A 15,222-nucleotide genomic window follows, 5' to 3' on the forward strand; every position below is an offset into this window, starting at 1 on the left:
GATGATCAGCGCCTTCAGCGAACTGGTCGGCCTGGACCCGGTAAGCCTCGGCGACGGCGTCGCCGAGGTGCGCCTGCCGATGGCCGGGCACCTGCGCAACCGCGGCGGGGTCATGCACGGCGGCGCGCTGTTCTCGCTAATGGACGTGACCATGGGCCTGGCCTGCTCCAGTTCCCATGGCTTCGACCGCCAGAGCGTCACCCTGGAGTGCAAGATCAACTACATCCGCGCCGTCGCCGACGGCGAGGTGCGCTGCATCGCCCGCGTGCTCCATGCCGGGCGCCGCAGCCTGGTGGTGGAAGCCGAGGTGCTGCAGGGCGACCGGCTGGTCGCGAAGGGACAAGGCACCTTCGCCCAGCTGTAAGCCGGCACGGCCGCCATGCGGCAGATTGGCGCGCGACGGCGATCCCGATCCGCGCCGACCGCCCGGCTCGACGGCTCCCCGCGGAGAGCGCGACGGTCGGCCGCGGACGAAGCGAAAACGCATTTACGTCCTCCCTCTTGTAGACCGCTCGGTCCACCCTCATATTGGGGCGACCGACCTGGGACGCGATCACAAGGAATCCCGACTTGAGCGATCTTCTTTCCCGCCGCCTGGCTCTGCTCGGCGCCGCAGCCAACCTGCCCCTGCTGACCGAGTGCCTGCACGGCATCGAGCGCGAATGCCTGCGCGTCGACAGCGACGGCAAGCTGGCGCTCACCCCCCATCCCCGCGCCCTGGGCTCGACCCTGACCCATCCGCAGATCACCACCGACTATTCCGAGGCGCTGCTGGAATTCATCACGCCCACGGAAACCGACGTCGCCGACACCCTGGGCGACCTCGAGCGCATCCATCGCTTCGCCAGTTCGCAGCTGGACGGCGAATACCTGTGGAGCCCGTCGATGCCCTGCGAGCTGCCGGACGAGGAGAGCATCCCGATCGCCCGCTACGGCAACTCGATGATCGGCCGCCTGAAGTACGTCTACCGCAAGGGCCTGGCGCTGCGCTACGGCAAGACCATGCAGTGCATCGCCGGCATCCACTACAACTTCTCCCTGCCGGAGAAGCTCTGGCCACTGCTGCGCCAGGCCGAGGGCAGCGAGCTGGCGGAGCGCGACTACCAGTCCGCCGCCTACATCGCCCTGATCCGCAACTTCCGTCGCTACAGCTGGCTGCTGATGTACCTGTTCGGCGCCTCGCCGGCGCTCGATGCCGGCTTCCTGCGCGGCCGCCCGAGCCAGCTGGAGCGCTTCGACGAGCACACCCTCTACTTGCCCTACGCCACCAGCCTGCGGATGAGCGACCTGGGCTACCAGAACAACGCCCAGGCCGGCCTGACGCCCTGCTACAACGACCTGCAGAGCTACATCGACAGCCTGCGCAAGGCGGTCAGCACGCCCTACCCGGCCTACGAGAAGATCGGCACCAAGCAGGACGGCGAATGGGTGCAGCTGAACACCAACGTCCTGCAGATCGAGAACGAGTACTACTCGAGCATCCGTCCCAAGCGCGTCACCTACACCGGCGAGCGTCCGGTGCAGGCCTTGGCCGCACGCGGCGTGCAGTACGTGGAAGTGCGCTGCCTGGACATCAATCCGTTCCTGCCGCTGGGCATCGACCTCGACGAGGCGCGCTTCCTGGACGCCTTCCTGCTGTTCTGCGCATTCAGCGACAGCCCGCTGCTGAACGGCGAATGCAGCGATGCCACCGACAACTTCCTGGCCGTGGTCAAGGAAGGCCGGCGGCCGGGCCTGCAATTGCGCCGCCGCGGCCAGCCGGTGGAACTGAAGGATTGGGCTAGCGAACTGCTCGAGCGGATCGCCGACACCGCCGCGCTGCTCGACCGCGCCCGTGGCGGCGAGGCGCACGCGGCGGCGCTGGCGGCGCAGCGGGCGAAGGTCGCCGATCCGGAGCTGACGCCCTCGGCGCAGGTGCTGAAGGTCATGCGCGAACGCGGCGAGAGCTTCGAGGCGTTCTCCCTGCGCCAGAGCCGCGAACATGCGGAGTATTTCCGCCAGCATCCGCTGGCCGCCGACGAGCAGGCACGCTTCGAGCAGATGGCCAGCGCCTCCCTGGCCGAACAGGCGGAGCTGGAACGCGACCAGGATGGCGATTTCGATACCTTCGTCGCCGCCTACCAGGCGAGCATCCTCGGCCTGATCAGCAACTGAGCGAGCCGGCGCGTCCCCTGCCAGGGACGCGCCGGCGGATCACAGGCTCTTCTCGAACACCTGCGAATTGCGCTGGAAGTTGTACAGCGAGGCGCGCGCCGCCGGTAGCCGTTCGACGCTGCTGGGCTGGAAGCCACGCTCGCGGAACCAGTGCGCGGTCCGCGTGGTGAGCACGAACAGGGTCTTCAGGCCGAGGCCGCGGGCGCGCTCCTCGATCCGCTCCAGCAGTTCGTCGCCGCGCCCACCGTGGCGGTACTCCGGGTTCACCGCCAGGCAGGCCAGCTCGCCCGCCTCCGAATCGGCGATCGGGTAGAGCGCGGCACAGGCGATGATCAGCCCTTCGCGCTCGACGATGCTGAACTGTTCGATCTCGCGTTCCAGCACCTCGCGGGATCGGCGCACCAGGATGCCCTGCTCTTCCAGCGGGCGGATCAGCTCGATCAGCCCGCCGACGTCCTCGATGCCCGCCTCGCGCAACTGCTCGAACTGCTCCTGGGCGACCAGGGTGCCGTTGCCGGTGCGGGTGAACAGCTCGCTGAGCAGCGCGCCGTCCTCGGTATAGCTGACGATATGGCTGCGCTTGACCCCGGCCCGGCAGGCCTGGGCCGCGGCGTCCAGCAGTTCGGCCTGGTAGCTGTTGCCGAGCCGCTGCAGGTGCGCCGGCACCTGTTGCGGGCGCAATTCGCGGACCAGCTTGCCGGAGGCGTCCAGCAGGCCCTGCTCGGCGCCGTAGAGAATCAGCTTTTCCGCCTCCAGGTCGATGGCCGCGCGCATGGCCACGTCCTCGCAGGCCAGGTTGAAGATTTCCCCGGTCGGCGAGTAGCCCAGCGGCGAGAGCAGGACAATGCTGCGCTCGTCGAGCAGGCGACCGATGCCCTTGCGGTCGATCCGCCGCACCTCGCCGGTGTGGTGATAGTCGACCCCTTCGACCACGCCGATCGGCCGCGCGGTGACCAGGTTGCCGCCGGCGACCCGCAGGCGCGCGCCCTGCATCGGCGAGGCGGCCATGTCCATCGACAGGCGCGCCTCGATGGCGATGCGCAGGCTGCCGACCGCGTCGATCACGCACTCCAGGGTCGGCGCATCGGTCACCCGCAGGTCGCGGTGGTAGCGCGGGGCCAGGCCGCGCGCGGCCAGGCGCGACTCGATCTGCGGGCGCGAGCCGTGCACCAGCACCAGGCGCGCGCCGAGGCTGTGCAGCAGGACCAGGTCGTGGACGATATTGCCGAAATTGGGATGCTCCACCCCTTCGCCGGGGAGCATGACCACGAAGGTCCGGTCCCGGTGCGAGTTGATGTAGGGCGAAGCGTGACGTAACCAGTTGACGTAGTCGGGCATGGTGGGAAGAGCCTGTCGTTTCGTGAGCGAGAGCAAAGCGTGAGCGGCCGGGACGGCCCGAAGGGCGCCGTTATCGTCGTCGCAGCAACATCGACAGGCTTCTCCTCACTTCCTGGTTAACGAGACGGATGGATCGCGCACGAGTTTAAACCCTGGGCGGCTCCGGAGCGGCGGGATACGACCATGGTAAGGGCCGCGCATCCGCAACGGACCGTTTTACCACTATTTCTGAAAAAAACTATCCGAAAACCCCTGGTTATCCCGTGCCAGGCTTTTTCGCTAGGCTGCCTCGTTCGCAGTGCCATCCGGCGCGCCCCACGCGAACGAGGAAAATCCATGAGCGAATACTTCCATCACGTCCTGGTCGGCCTGCTCGCCGTGCTGCCGGTGGCCAACCCGCTGACCAGCGTCTCGCTGCTGCTCGGTCTCGGCGGCGGCCTGCCACCGGCCGAGCGCAACCGGCAGATTCTCAAGGCCAGCCTCTACGTGGCCCTGATCATGCTCATCAGCTTCTACGGCGGCAGCCTGGTGATGCAGGTATTCGGCATCTCCATTCCCGGCCTGCGCATCGCCGGCGGGCTGATCGTCGCCTACATCGGCTTCACCATGCTGTTCCCCGCCTCCACGCCGGACGAGACCGAGGTCCAGCACGACCTGCTGTCGGACGAGGAGAAGATCACCCCGCACTTCCGCGACCTCTCCTTCGTCCCGCTGGCCCTGCCCGGCACCGCGGGGCCGGGAACCATCGCCCTGGTGGTCAGCTCGGCGTCGACCCTGCAATCCACCTACGGCAGCATTCCGCTGCCCATCCACCTGGCGGCGATCACCGTGACCCTGCTCACCGCGCTGGTCTTCTGGATCGCCCTGCGGAGCTCCGGACGGATCATGAGATTCCTCGGCGGATCCGGGATCGACGCCATCTCGCGGGTGGTCGGCTTCCTGCTGGTGGCGATGGGCGTGCAGTTCGTCATCAACGGCGGCTTCGAGCTGGTCGCCGGCCATGCCGCGCTTCAGGCGGCGGGGGTCAGGCAATAGTGGCGGATGAGCTGGCGCAGCACGCCGACCATCGGCTCGATGCGCGCCAGTTCCAGATGCTCGTCGGGCTGGTGGGCACAGGCGATGTCGCCGGCGCCGAGGACCAGGGTCTCGCTGCCCAGGCTCTGGAAATACGGCGCCTCGGTACCGAACGCCACGGCCTCGGCGCGGTGCCCGGTCAGGCGCTCGGCGACGCGCACCAGCTCGCTGTCCCGGTCCTGCTCGAACGGCGGCACGGCCGGGAACAGCGGCTGGTAGTCGATCGTCACCCGGTGCCGCTCGGCCAGCGGCCGCAGGCGCTGGCGGATCGCTTCGCGCAGCTGCTCGGGCTGCATGCCCGGTAGCGGGCGCAGGTCGAACTCCAGCGAACACTGGCCGCAGATGCGGTTGGGGTTGTCGCCGCCGTGGATGCAGCCGAGGTTCAGGGTCGGCTGTGGCACGCTGAACTGCGGGTTGTTCCAGGCCCGCTGCCACTCGCCACGCAAGGTCATCAGCTCGCCGATCGCCGCGTGCATGGCCTCCAGGGCGCTACGCCCGAGGTTCGGGTCGGAAGAATGGCCGCTCTGCCCGAGGATATCGATGCGCTCCATCATCACCCCCTTGTGCAGGCGGATCGGCCGCAGGCTGGTCGGTTCGCCGATCACCGTCGCCCGCCCCAGCGACCGCCCGCTTTCGGCGAGGGCGCGGGCGCCGGCCATCGAGCTTTCCTCGTCGCAGGTGGCGAGGATCATCAGCGGCTGGCGGAACGGCTGGTCGAGCAACGGCAGCAGGGCCTCGATGGCCAGCGGGAAGAAGCCCTTCATGTCGCAACTGCCGAGGCCGTACCAGCGGCCGTCGCGCTCGTCCAGGCGCAGCGGATCGCTGCTCCACAGCGCTTCGTCGTAGGGCACGGTGTCGGTATGCCCGGCCAGGACCAGGCCGCCAGGGCCGCTGCCGTAGCTGGCCAGCAGGTTGAACTTGCCCGGCGCGACCTCGAGCAGCTCGCAGCGCAAGCCCAGGTCGCCCAGCCAGGAGGCCAGCAGGTCGACCACCGGACGGTTGGTCTGGTCCAGGTCAGGCTGGGTGCAACTGACGGAAGACGCGGCGATCAGCGCGCCGAACTGGTCTTTCAGGGACGGCAACGGCATGGGACTCTCCACACGGGTCGAGCCCCATCATGGCCTATCGCGGCGGCGGATAAAACCTGCCCGCCCCGGCCTGCCGCCGCTCAGGCGCCGAACAGCGCGCGCAGGAGCAGGAAGAACAGGATCGCCAGCAGCGCGCCGGCCGGCAGGGTCACCACCCAGGACAGGAAGATCGAGCCGATCACCCGCAGGTTGAGGGCGCCGATACCGCGCGCCATGCCGATGCCGAGCACCGCGCCGACCAGAGTGTGGGTGGTGGATACCGGCAGACCGATGGCCGAGGCGCCGACCACGGTGGAAGCGGTCGCCAGTTCGGCGGCGAAGCCGCGGCTGGGCGTCAGCTCGGTGATTTCCCGGCCGATGGTGGCGATCACCCGGTAACCGTAGGTGGCCAGGCCGATGACGATGCCCACCGCGCCGAGCAGCAGCACCCAGGGCGGCACCGGCGAGCGGGCCACCAGCTCCAGGTCGCCGCCGGCCTGGACCACCGCGACGATCGCAGCCACCGGGCCGATGGCGTTGGCCACGTCGTTGGCGCCATGGGCGAAGGCCATGGAGCAGGCGGTGAAGATCATCAGCACGGCGAACACTCGCTCGACACTGGCGAAGCCGCCGCGCGAATCGCCACCGTCGACGGGCCGGATACGCCGCAGCAGGACGATGCCCAGGCCCGTCACCAGGCCGCCGACCAGCAGCGCCAGGCCCAGCGTCTGTGCGCCGGACAGGTCCAGGCCGACATGCTTCAGGCCCTTGCCGACGGTCATCAGGGCGACCATGAAACCGGCCAGGAACATGTACAGCGGCACGTAGCGCCGCGCGCTGCGGAACGGATCCTCGGCGTGCAGCACCAGCCACTGCACGCCGCGGAACAGGGCGAAGGCGAGCAGCCCGGAGAGCACCGGGGTCACCACCCAGCTGGCGACGATCGGCCCGATCGCCTCCCAGTGCACCGCCTGCACCGAGACGCCGACCGAGGCGAAACCGATGATCGCGCCGACGATCGAGTGAGTGGTCGACACCGGCCAGCCCTTGATGGTCGCCAGCATCAGCCAGACCCCGGCGGCCAGCAGCGCCGAGAGCATGCCGAAGATCAGCAGGTCGGGGGTCATGTACTGCGGGTCGACGATACCGCTCTTGATCGTCTCGGTCACCTCGCCGCCGGCGAAGTAGGCGCCGCAGAACTCGAAGACCATCGCCACCAGGATCGCCTGGCGGATGCTCAGCGCCCGCGAGCCCACCGAGGTGCCCATGGCGTTGGCGACGTCGTTGGCGCCGACGCCCCAGGCCATGAAGAAACCGAACAGGCAGGCCAGTACCAGGAAGACGAAGCCGTGGTCGGCGATCAGGGACATGGGCGGGAATCCGTGTGCGGGCAGAAGGCGTAAGGAAGACCGGCGCTCAACGCGCCAGCAATTGCTCCAGGCGGTTGCCGACCCGCTGGGCGCGGTCGGCGACGTCGCCGATCCATTCGATGACCTGGTAGAGGAACATCACGTCCACCGGCGGCAGCTCGCCCTCCAGGCGGAAGAGTTCGCGGCGCACCTCCACCTGGATGCGGTCGGTGTCATTCTCGATGGCTTCGAGTTCCTCCACCATGCTCTCCACCAGGCTGGTCTCGCGACCGCCGAAACCGGTCTCGAGCAGTTCGTTGAGCTCGTTGACCACCCGCAGCGCCTGGGCGCTGGCGTCCACCGAACGTTGCACGTAGGCGAGCATCTGTCCCTGCAGCGGCGGCGGGATGCGCATGCGCCGGCCGAGCATCAGCCCGGCGATGTCCTTGGCGCGGTTGGCGACTTTGTCCTGTACACTGAGCAGTTCCAACAGATCGGAGCGCGGCACCGGAAGGAACAGGCTCTTGGGCAGGTGCATCCGGACGTTCTTCTTCAGCCGATCGGCTTCCTGCTCCAGGCGCACCATGTCCTGCTGAACCTGTTCGACCTGCGCCCAGTCCTCGGCGATCACCGCGCGAAAGAACGGCAACAGGCCAGCCGCGCATTCATGGGCCTTGGCGATGTGCTGCTGCATCGGCCCGATCGGCGAGCGACCGAACAGACTGATGAACGGATTGGTCGGCATGCAGCGCCTCCCCCGGTGGAAATGTCGGAAAGTATAGGCGACCCACTCCACGCGCACTTGATCTGGAACACGTTCACCCGCGGACGCCTGGCGTCCCGAGCCGGATAACTCCCATGCAGAAAGAAACCGAAATCAAACTCCGCGTCAGCCGCGCCACCCTCCAAGCCCTGCAGGAGCACCCGTTGCTGAAGAAACGCAACAAGTCGGGCTGGGAGCGCCGCGAGCTGTACAACCAGTACTACGATACCCCCGGCCGCGAGCTGGCCCGGGCCAAGGTCGCCCTGCGCATGCGCCGCGACGGCGAGCAGTACATCCAGACCCTGAAGAGCCGCGGGCAGAGCGTGGCCGGGCTGTCCGAGCGCAACGAGTGGGACTGGTACCTGGAGAAGGACAGGCTCGACCTGAAGAAACTCGACGACAAGTGCTGGCCGGCGGCCCTCAAGGACCTCGACAAGAAGCAGCTCAAGCCGATCTTCAGCACCGACTTCGTGCGCCAGCGCGCCGAGATCGCCTGGGGCCGCGGCAAGGCCCGGGTGATTGTGGAGGCGGCCCTGGACCTGGGCAAGGTGGTCGCCGGCAAGGACGAAGAGGAAATCTGCGAACTGGAGCTGGAGCTGCGCCAGGGCGAAGCCGCCGCGCTGCTGGAGCTGGCCGCCGAACTGGCCGCCGACCTGCCGCTGATGCCCTGCGACATCAGCAAGGCCGAGCGCGGCTACCGCCTGTTCGACCCGAACAGCTACGAGGTCGACCCGCCAGCGCAGAAGCTGCTGGCGGAGACTCCGGTGGACGGCGCCTTCGCCGCCATCGCCTGGTACCTGCTCGGCAGCAGCCAGCGCCTCGCCGAGCAGTATCGCTTCAACGGCCACTGGCGCCTGCTCGAAGACTGGCTGCAGCAACTGCAGGACCTGCGCACCCTGCTCGGCAGCCTCGGCCAGGCGGTGCCGCGCGCCAGCAGTCGCGAACTGCGCGAAGCGCTGGACGCCCTCCTCGCCGACTGGGCGCCGCGCATCGAGCGCGGCCGCGACGACGAGACGCTGCGCCAGCAAGCGCCGCAACTGTTCCGCGCCGAACTCGACGAGACCCGCTGGGGCCTGTTCTCCCTGAATGCCTCGCGCTGGTTGCTGGCCAAGGCCTGGACCGAGTCGCGCAACGAACGCGGCAACCGCCAGGGCGCCGCCGCGCTGGGCAAATGGCTGCTGCGCAGCCTTGCCGAAGAAGCCCAGGCCACGCCGCTGGCGCGCGCCCACCAGCATCCCGAGCTGCTCCCCGACCAGGTGCCGCGCCTGCAGCGCATGCTTACCTGGTTGCGCCTGGCGCGCGGCGTGCTCGCCCTGCCGGAAGCCGACCGCCTGTACGGCGAACTGGCCAAGCTACTCGACCTGCTGCGACAGCCCGCCGACGCCGAGCGCCTGGCCGCCCGCGCCGCGCAGGCCCATACTGTGCTCACGCTCAAATCCTGGAAGGCGCTGATGAAATAAGCTTCGCCGCTACCGCCATCATCCCAAGGGAGTCCGCATGTCCGTGTTCGCCACCGCCGCCCAGGACCGTGTGCTGGACCTCGGCGACCTGCTCCGCGAGCTGGTCGCCCAGGGTCGGGTCGGGCAGGACCAGGCCGAACAGTGCCTGGCGATCCGCCGCAGCGCGGTGCGCAACCAGCAGCATCCGCTGGAGTTCCTCGCCGCGCAGCAGGTCGAGGATCTCAAGCGGCCCGGACGCAAGCTCGACCTGGAGACCCTGACCCAGTGGCTGGCCGAATACGCCGGCCAGCCCTACCTGCGCATCGACCCGCTGAAGATCGACGTCGCCGCGGTGACCCCGCTGATGTCCTACGCCTTCGCCCAGCGCCATGGCATCCTCGCCGTCGCGGTGAGCCCGGAGGAAGTCACCGTCGCCAGCGCCCAGCCCTTCGTACAGGGCTGGGAAAGCAACCTGGTGCACGTGCTCAAGCGGCCGATCAAGCGGGTGGTGGCCAATCCGGCGGACATCCAGCGCTATACCGTCGAGTTCTTCCGCCTGGCCCGCTCGGTCAGCGGCGCCACCTCGCCGGACCAGAAGATCAGCGGCGTCGGCAACTTCGAGCAGTTGCTCAACCTGGGCGCCGCCGACCAGGAGCCGGACGCCAACGACGCGCACATCGTCACCATCGTCGACTGGCTGTTCCAGTACGCCTTCCAGCAGCGCGCCAGCGATATCCACATCGAGCCGCGCCGCGAGCAGGGCACCGTGCGCTTCCGCATCGACGGCGTGCTGCACAACGTCTACCAGTTCCCGCCGCAGGTGACCATGGCGGTGGTCAGCCGCCTGAAGTCGCTGGGCCGGATGAACGTGGCGGAGAAGCGCAAGCCGCAGGACGGCCGGGTCAAGACCAAGACCCCGGACGGCGCGGAAGTCGAACTGCGCCTGTCGACCCTGCCCACCGCCTTCGGCGAGAAGATGGTGATGCGCATCTTCGATCCCGAAGTGCTGCTCAAGAGCTTCGACCAGCTCGGTTTCTCCGCCGACGACCTGCGCCGCTGGCAGAGCATGACGCGCCAGCCCAACGGCATCATCCTGGTCACCGGCCCCACCGGCTCGGGCAAGACCACCACGCTGTACACCACGCTCAAGCAACTGGCCACCGACGAGGTGAACGTCTGCACCATCGAGGACCCGATCGAGATGATCGAGCCGTCCTTCAACCAGATGCAGGTGCAGCACAACATCGACCTGACCTTCGCCAGCGGCGTGCGCGCCCTGCTGCGGCAGGACCCGGACATCATCATGGTCGGCGAGATCCGCGACCTGGAGACCGCCGAGATGGCGATCCAGGCCGCGCTCACCGGACACCTGGTGCTTTCCACCCTGCACACCAACGACTCGCCCACCGCCATCACCCGCCTGCTCGAACTGGGCGTGCCCTACTACCTGATCCGCGCCACCGTGCTCGGGGTCATGGCCCAGCGCCTGGTGCGCACGCTCTGCCCGCATTGCAAGGCACCGATGCAACTGGCCGACAGCGACTGGCACGAGCTGACCCGCCCCTGGAGCGCCCCGCCGCCCAGCGGCGCGCACCAGGCGGTGGGCTGCCTGGAATGCCGCGATACCGGCTACCGCGGACGCGCCGGCGTGTATGAAATCATGCTGCTCAGCGATAGCCTGAAGGAGCTGATCACCGCCGACACCGACCTGGTCGCCCTGCGCCGCCAGGCCTACAAGGAAGGCACCCGCAGCCTGCGCCTGTCCGGCGCGCAGAAGGTCGCCGCCGGACTCAGCACGCTGGAGGAAGTGCTGCGCGTGACCCCGCACAGCGAGCAGAAGTAGCGAGTCCCGTCGGCGGAGATCCGACGGTTGCACGGCACAGAGCCGGACGGGCCGACGCGGCCCACTGACAAGGATGTAGACGATGGCGATCGCTTCCCTCGTCGTCCCCGCGACGACGCTTCGGCACCCGGCCGCCCGGCCCATGCCCCACGGCGCAAGCGCCCCGCCCGGCGGCGTCGCGCCGCCGCGCAGCTGAGGGCCGGCCGATGGAACCCCTGCTGCAACTGGACTTCTGGGACTGGCTGGCGCTCGGCACGGTGCTCCTGCTCCTGGAAATCTTCGGCGCCGGCGGCTACCTGCTGCGGACCGGCCTGACCGCGGCCTGCGTCGGCGCGCTCAGCGCCTTCCTGCCGGGCCTGGCCTGGCCCTGGCAGGTTTTGCTGTTCGCCGGGCTCTCCGCCCTGACCGCCGGCGAGCAGTGGCGGCGCCGGCGCATGGCCGGCGGGTGCCGGGCAACCCCCGGGTTGCACCGGCGCGGCGACGACCTGCTCGGCCGCAGCTTCCCGCTGCACCGGGCCATCGTCGGCGGGCTCGGCGAACTGCGTGTCGAGGGCGCGCTCTGGCTGGTCAGCGGTCCCGACCTGCCGCGCGGCGCCCTGGTCCGCGTGACCGGCCAGGACGGCGCCCTGCTGCGCGTCGAACCGGCCGCCCCCGGAAACGCTACAGCTCCCGGCTGACGGGGGCTGCGCGGCAAGGAAAAACAGACCGAACGGTCACCCGCGGCGGAACTCGGGGCCGGGAAACGCGATCTGATGTAGCACGCAGCCCCCTATCAGGAGTTCCCCCATGCGTTCGCTCAAACTCGCCGCCGCCACCCTGGCCATCGCCGCCCTGCCGCTGGGCTCGGCCTCGGCCGATACCTTCTGGCGCAACATCATTTCCTCGGGCGCCACCACGGCCTCTACCTACCTGACCTTCCGCCACGATCACAAGCTGATCGTCGCCGCGCAGGACGATGCCGGCAGCTACCTCGCCAGCGACGGCGCGATCCGCGGTCCATACCTGGAAGCCGCGCTGCAGAAGCTGCGCAGCGACAACCCGGACCTGCAGGCCAGCGACATGGAACTGGCCAGCGCGATCCTCGCCGGCGGCGAGCAGTCCGCCATCCAGCAGTAAGCGCCCCGCCTCGCCTCCGCCCGGAGGCGAGGTCACTCGCGGTAGTCCTCCAGCGGCGCGCAGGCGCAGAACAGGTTGCGATCGCCGTAGACATTGTCCACCCGGTTCACCGCCGGCCAGTACTTGAACGCCCGCGTATGCGCGCTCGGGGTCACCGCCTCGGCGATCTCGTAGGGCCGCTGCCAGACCCCGGTGACGTCGGCCAGGGTATGCGGCGCCCGCTTCAGCGGGTTGTCCTCCGCTGGCCAGTCGCCGCTCTCCACCTTGCCGATCTCGGCCCTGATGCTCAGCATCGCCTCGACGAAACGATCCAGCTCCGCCTTCGACTCGCTCTCGGTCGGCTCCACCATCAGCGTGCCCGGCACCGGGAAGGACATGGTCGGGGCATGGAAGCCGTAGTCCATCAGGCGCTTGGCCACATCCTCCTCGGTGATCCCGGTCTGCGCCTTGAGTGGCCGCAGGTCGAGGATGCATTCGTGGGCGACGCGCTCGTTGCGCCCGCGATAGAGCACGGGGAAGGCGCCGTCCAGGCGGTTCGCCAGGTAGTTGGCGGAGAGGATCGCCACCTCGCTGGCGTCGGCCAACTGCGGGCCCATCATGGCGATGTACATCCAGCTGATCGGCAGGATGCTGGCGCTGCCCCAGGGCGCCGCGCTGACCGCATCGTTCAGCGGATCCGGCCCTTCGACGCGGATCACCGGGTGATTGGCGACGAACGGCGCCAGGTGCCGCTTCACCCCGATCGGCCCCATGCCCGGCCCACCGCCGCCGTGGGGAATGCAGAAGGTCTTGTGCAGGTTCATGTGCGAGACGTCGGCGCCGATATCCGCCGGCCGCGCCAGGCCGACCTGGGCATTGAGGTTGGCGCCGTCCATGTAGACCTGGCCGCCGTGGCGGTGGACCACTTCGCAGATCTCGCCGATGCCTTCCTCGTAGACGCCATGGGTCGAGGGGTAGGTGATCATCAGGCAGGACAGCCGCTCGCCCGCCTCGGCCGCCTTGAGGCGCAGGTCGTCGAGATCGACGTTGCCACGCACGTCGCACTCGACGATCTCCACCCGCATGCCGGCCATGATCGCCGAGGCCGGGTTGGTGCCATGCGCCGAGGCGGGGATCAGGCAGATGTCGCGCTGGCTGTCGCCACGGCTCTGGTGGTAGCGGCGGATCGCCAGGAGCCCGGCATATTCGCCCTGGGCCCCGGAGTTGGGCTGCATGCAGATCGCGTCGAAGCCGGTGATCGCCCGCAGCCAGGCTTCCAGTTCGTCGATCATCCGACGATAGCCCTCGGCCTGCTCGCGCGGCACGAAGGGATGCAGTTCGGCGAATTCCGGCCAGGTGATGGGGATCATCTCGCTGCTGGCGTTGAGCTTCATGGTGCAGGAGCCGAGCGGGATCATCGCCTGGTTCAGCGCCAGGTCCTTGCCTTCCAGCTGGCGCAGATAGCGGAGCATCTCGGTCTCGCTGTGATGGGCATTGAACACCGGATGCAGCAGGTAGGCCGAAGTGCGTTGCAGCACGGCGGGTATGCCGTCGGCCACCACGCCGGCATCCAGGCGCTCCACCTCCAGTCCGTGTCCAGCACCGAGGAAGATCTCGAACAGGCTCGCCAGGGTCGCCGCGTCACAGGTTTCGTCGAGGCTCAGCGCCAGCCGCCGGTCGTCGACCACGCGCAGGTTGACCCGCGCCGCCCGCGCCCGTTCGAGGATCGCCGGCTGCCGCTCGCCGACCTCGTAGGTCAGGGTGTCGAAGAAATACCGGTTGAGCCGCCGCAACCCCTTGCTCTCCAGTCCAGCCGCCAGCAGCGCGGCCAGGCGCTGGACGCGCTGGGCGATGCGTTTCAACTCCTGCGGCCCATGGTAGACGGCGTAGAGCGAGGCGATGTTGGCCAGCAGCACCTGGGCGGTGCAGATGTTCGAGTTGGCCTTTTCCCGGCGGATGTGCTGCTCGCGGGTCTGCAGGGCCATGCGCAGTGCCGGGTTGCCGCGCGCGTCGCGGGAGACACCGATGATCCGCCCCGGCATCGCCCGCTTGTACGCGTCACGGGTGGCGAAGAATGCCGCGTGGGGCCCGCCGTAGCCCATCGGCACGCCGAAGCGCTGGGCGCTGCCGAGCACCACGTCGGCGCCGAGCTCGCCCGGCGGGGTCAGCAGCAGCAGGGCGAGCAGGTCGCTGGCGACGCAGGCCAGCGCCTGCTGGCCGTGCAGCAGGTCGATCAGCGGGCGCAGGTCGCGGATCTCGCCGCGGCTGTCCGGGTACTGCAACAGGGCGCCGAACACGGCATGGGTGGCCAGGTTGTCCGGCTCGTCGATGACCAGCTCGAAGCCGAACGCCTCGGCGCGGGTGCGCAGTACCGAGACAGTCTGCGGATGGCAATGCGCGTCGACGAAGAAGCGGTTGCTCCTGGCCTTCGCCACCCGCCTGGCCAGGGCCATGGCCTCGGCGGCGGCGGTGGCTTCGTCGAGCAGCGAGGCGCTGGCCAGGTCGAGGCCGGTGAGGTCGATGGTCAACTGCTGGAAGTTCAGCAGCGCCTCCAGGCGGCCCTGGGCGATTTCCGGCTGGTAGGGCGTATAGGCGGTGTACCAGCCGGGATTCTCCAGCACATTGCGCAGGATCACCGGCGGCGTCACGGTGCCGTGGTAGCCCATGCCGATCAGGCTGGTCCAGCGCTGGTTGAGTTCGGCATAGCTGCGCAGGCGCGCCAGGGCGGCCTGTTCGTCGAGCGCGGCGGGCAGTTCCAGCGGGCGGTTGAGGCGGATCGCCGGCGGCACCGTCTGCACGATCAGCTCGGCGCGAGTGGAAACCCCGAGGAAATCCAGCATGGCCTGCTGCTCCGCCGGATCGGGGCCGAGATGGCGGCGCAGGAAGGCATCGGCGGGCTGGAGCTGGGCGAGGGACGGCGTCTGCGACATGGCTTCGCTCTCGTTGGGGGCGGCATCGCCCTGCCAGCGATCGTCGCCGAACGGATATCGAATGAGAAAACAGCGACGGCGAAAATCTGTTTTCACCGTTTCGAAAAGAACAAAGCCTCGAATCATCGAGGCCTTGTCCAAGGATAGCGGGTTTTGTCGCGGCTACGCGG

12 protein-coding genes are annotated in these 15,222 nt (G+C 68.8%); 7 read left to right on the top strand and 5 right to left on the bottom strand.

Annotated elements, in window-relative coordinates; translation table 11 throughout:
* Position 1: 1 nt before the first annotated feature.
* Together PSPA7_RS28375 and gshA are read left to right on the top strand one after the other, a co-directional pair.
* Complete coding sequence (locus PSPA7_RS28375) at positions 2 to 364, top strand: PaaI family thioesterase (RefSeq protein WP_371106862.1); 363 nt, start codon at positions 2 to 4, stop codon at positions 362 to 364.
* Between the two features lie 206 nt (positions 365 to 570).
* Positions 571 to 2,154: a glutamate--cysteine ligase gene (gshA, locus tag PSPA7_RS28380; protein WP_012077830.1), complete on the top strand. Its 1,584-nt coding sequence runs from the start codon at positions 571 to 573 to the stop codon at positions 2,152 to 2,154.
* Between the two features lie 39 nt (positions 2,155 to 2,193).
* Here gshA and argA read toward each other — a convergent pair whose 3' ends face one another.
* On the bottom strand, positions 2,194 to 3,492 hold the full coding sequence (gene argA / locus PSPA7_RS28385; RefSeq protein ID WP_012077831.1) for an amino-acid N-acetyltransferase: 1,299 nt from the start codon (positions 3,490 to 3,492) through the stop codon (positions 2,194 to 2,196).
* Between the two features lie 336 nt (positions 3,493 to 3,828).
* Here argA and PSPA7_RS28390 point away from each other — a divergent pair, with 336 nt between their 5' ends.
* Positions 3,829 to 4,527, top strand: a complete 699-nt coding sequence (locus PSPA7_RS28390; RefSeq protein ID WP_012077832.1) for a MarC family NAAT transporter — start codon at positions 3,829 to 3,831, stop codon at positions 4,525 to 4,527.
* Here the strand turns inward: PSPA7_RS28390 and argE are convergent.
* The 3 genes from argE to PSPA7_RS28405 form a co-directional block, all read right to left on the bottom strand.
* Positions 4,503 to 5,654: an acetylornithine deacetylase gene (argE, locus tag PSPA7_RS28395; protein WP_012077833.1), complete on the bottom strand. Its 1,152-nt coding sequence runs from the start codon at positions 5,652 to 5,654 to the stop codon at positions 4,503 to 4,505. The two genes, PSPA7_RS28390 and argE, sit on opposite strands and share 25 nt — an antisense overlap.
* A gap of 80 nt (positions 5,655 to 5,734) precedes the next feature.
* Positions 5,735 to 7,003 (bottom strand): inorganic phosphate transporter, encoded by a 1,269-nt coding sequence (locus PSPA7_RS28400; RefSeq protein ID WP_012077834.1) that lies wholly within the window; start codon positions 7,001 to 7,003, stop codon positions 5,735 to 5,737.
* 46 nt (positions 7,004 to 7,049) lie between these two features.
* Positions 7,050 to 7,727 (bottom strand): TIGR00153 family protein, encoded by a 678-nt coding sequence (locus PSPA7_RS28405; RefSeq protein WP_003151324.1) that lies wholly within the window; start codon positions 7,725 to 7,727, stop codon positions 7,050 to 7,052.
* A 113-nt stretch (positions 7,728 to 7,840) separates the two neighbouring features.
* On the opposite strand from PSPA7_RS28405, the gene PSPA7_RS28410 reads away from it, so the two are divergent.
* The 4 genes from PSPA7_RS28410 to PSPA7_RS28425 all read left to right on the top strand — a co-directional run bounded on the left by PSPA7_RS28410 (position 7,841) and on the right by PSPA7_RS28425 (position 12,143).
* Entirely contained in the window at positions 7,841 to 9,205 is a 1,365-nt protein-coding gene (locus PSPA7_RS28410) for a CYTH domain-containing protein (protein WP_012077835.1), read from the top strand.
* 37 nt (positions 9,206 to 9,242) lie between these two features.
* Positions 9,243 to 11,027: a type IV pilus assembly ATPase TfpB gene (tfpB, locus tag PSPA7_RS28415; RefSeq protein ID WP_012077836.1), complete on the top strand. Its 1,785-nt coding sequence runs from the start codon at positions 9,243 to 9,245 to the stop codon at positions 11,025 to 11,027.
* A 206-nt stretch (positions 11,028 to 11,233) separates the two neighbouring features.
* Entirely contained in the window at positions 11,234 to 11,704 is a 471-nt protein-coding gene (locus PSPA7_RS28420; protein ID WP_012077837.1) for an NfeD family protein, read from the top strand.
* Between the two features lie 109 nt (positions 11,705 to 11,813).
* Positions 11,814 to 12,143 carry a DUF2388 domain-containing protein gene (locus PSPA7_RS28425; protein ID WP_012077838.1) on the top strand — a complete coding sequence of 110 codons (330 nt, stop codon included), beginning with the start codon at positions 11,814 to 11,816 and terminating at the stop codon, positions 12,141 to 12,143.
* Positions 12,144 to 12,175: 32 nt separating this feature from the next.
* Here the strand turns inward: PSPA7_RS28425 and gcvP are convergent, their stop codons facing one another.
* The gene (gene gcvP, locus PSPA7_RS28430) at positions 12,176 to 15,052 is read right to left on the bottom strand and encodes an aminomethyl-transferring glycine dehydrogenase (RefSeq protein WP_041025433.1); all 2,877 of its coding nucleotides are present in this window, start codon (positions 15,050 to 15,052) and stop codon (positions 12,176 to 12,178) included.
* Between the last annotated feature and the right edge of the window lie 170 nt (positions 15,053 to 15,222).

The organism is Pseudomonas paraeruginosa PA7, from assembly GCF_000017205.1.
GTDB lineage: Bacteria > Pseudomonadota > Gammaproteobacteria > Pseudomonadales > Pseudomonadaceae > Pseudomonas > Pseudomonas paraeruginosa.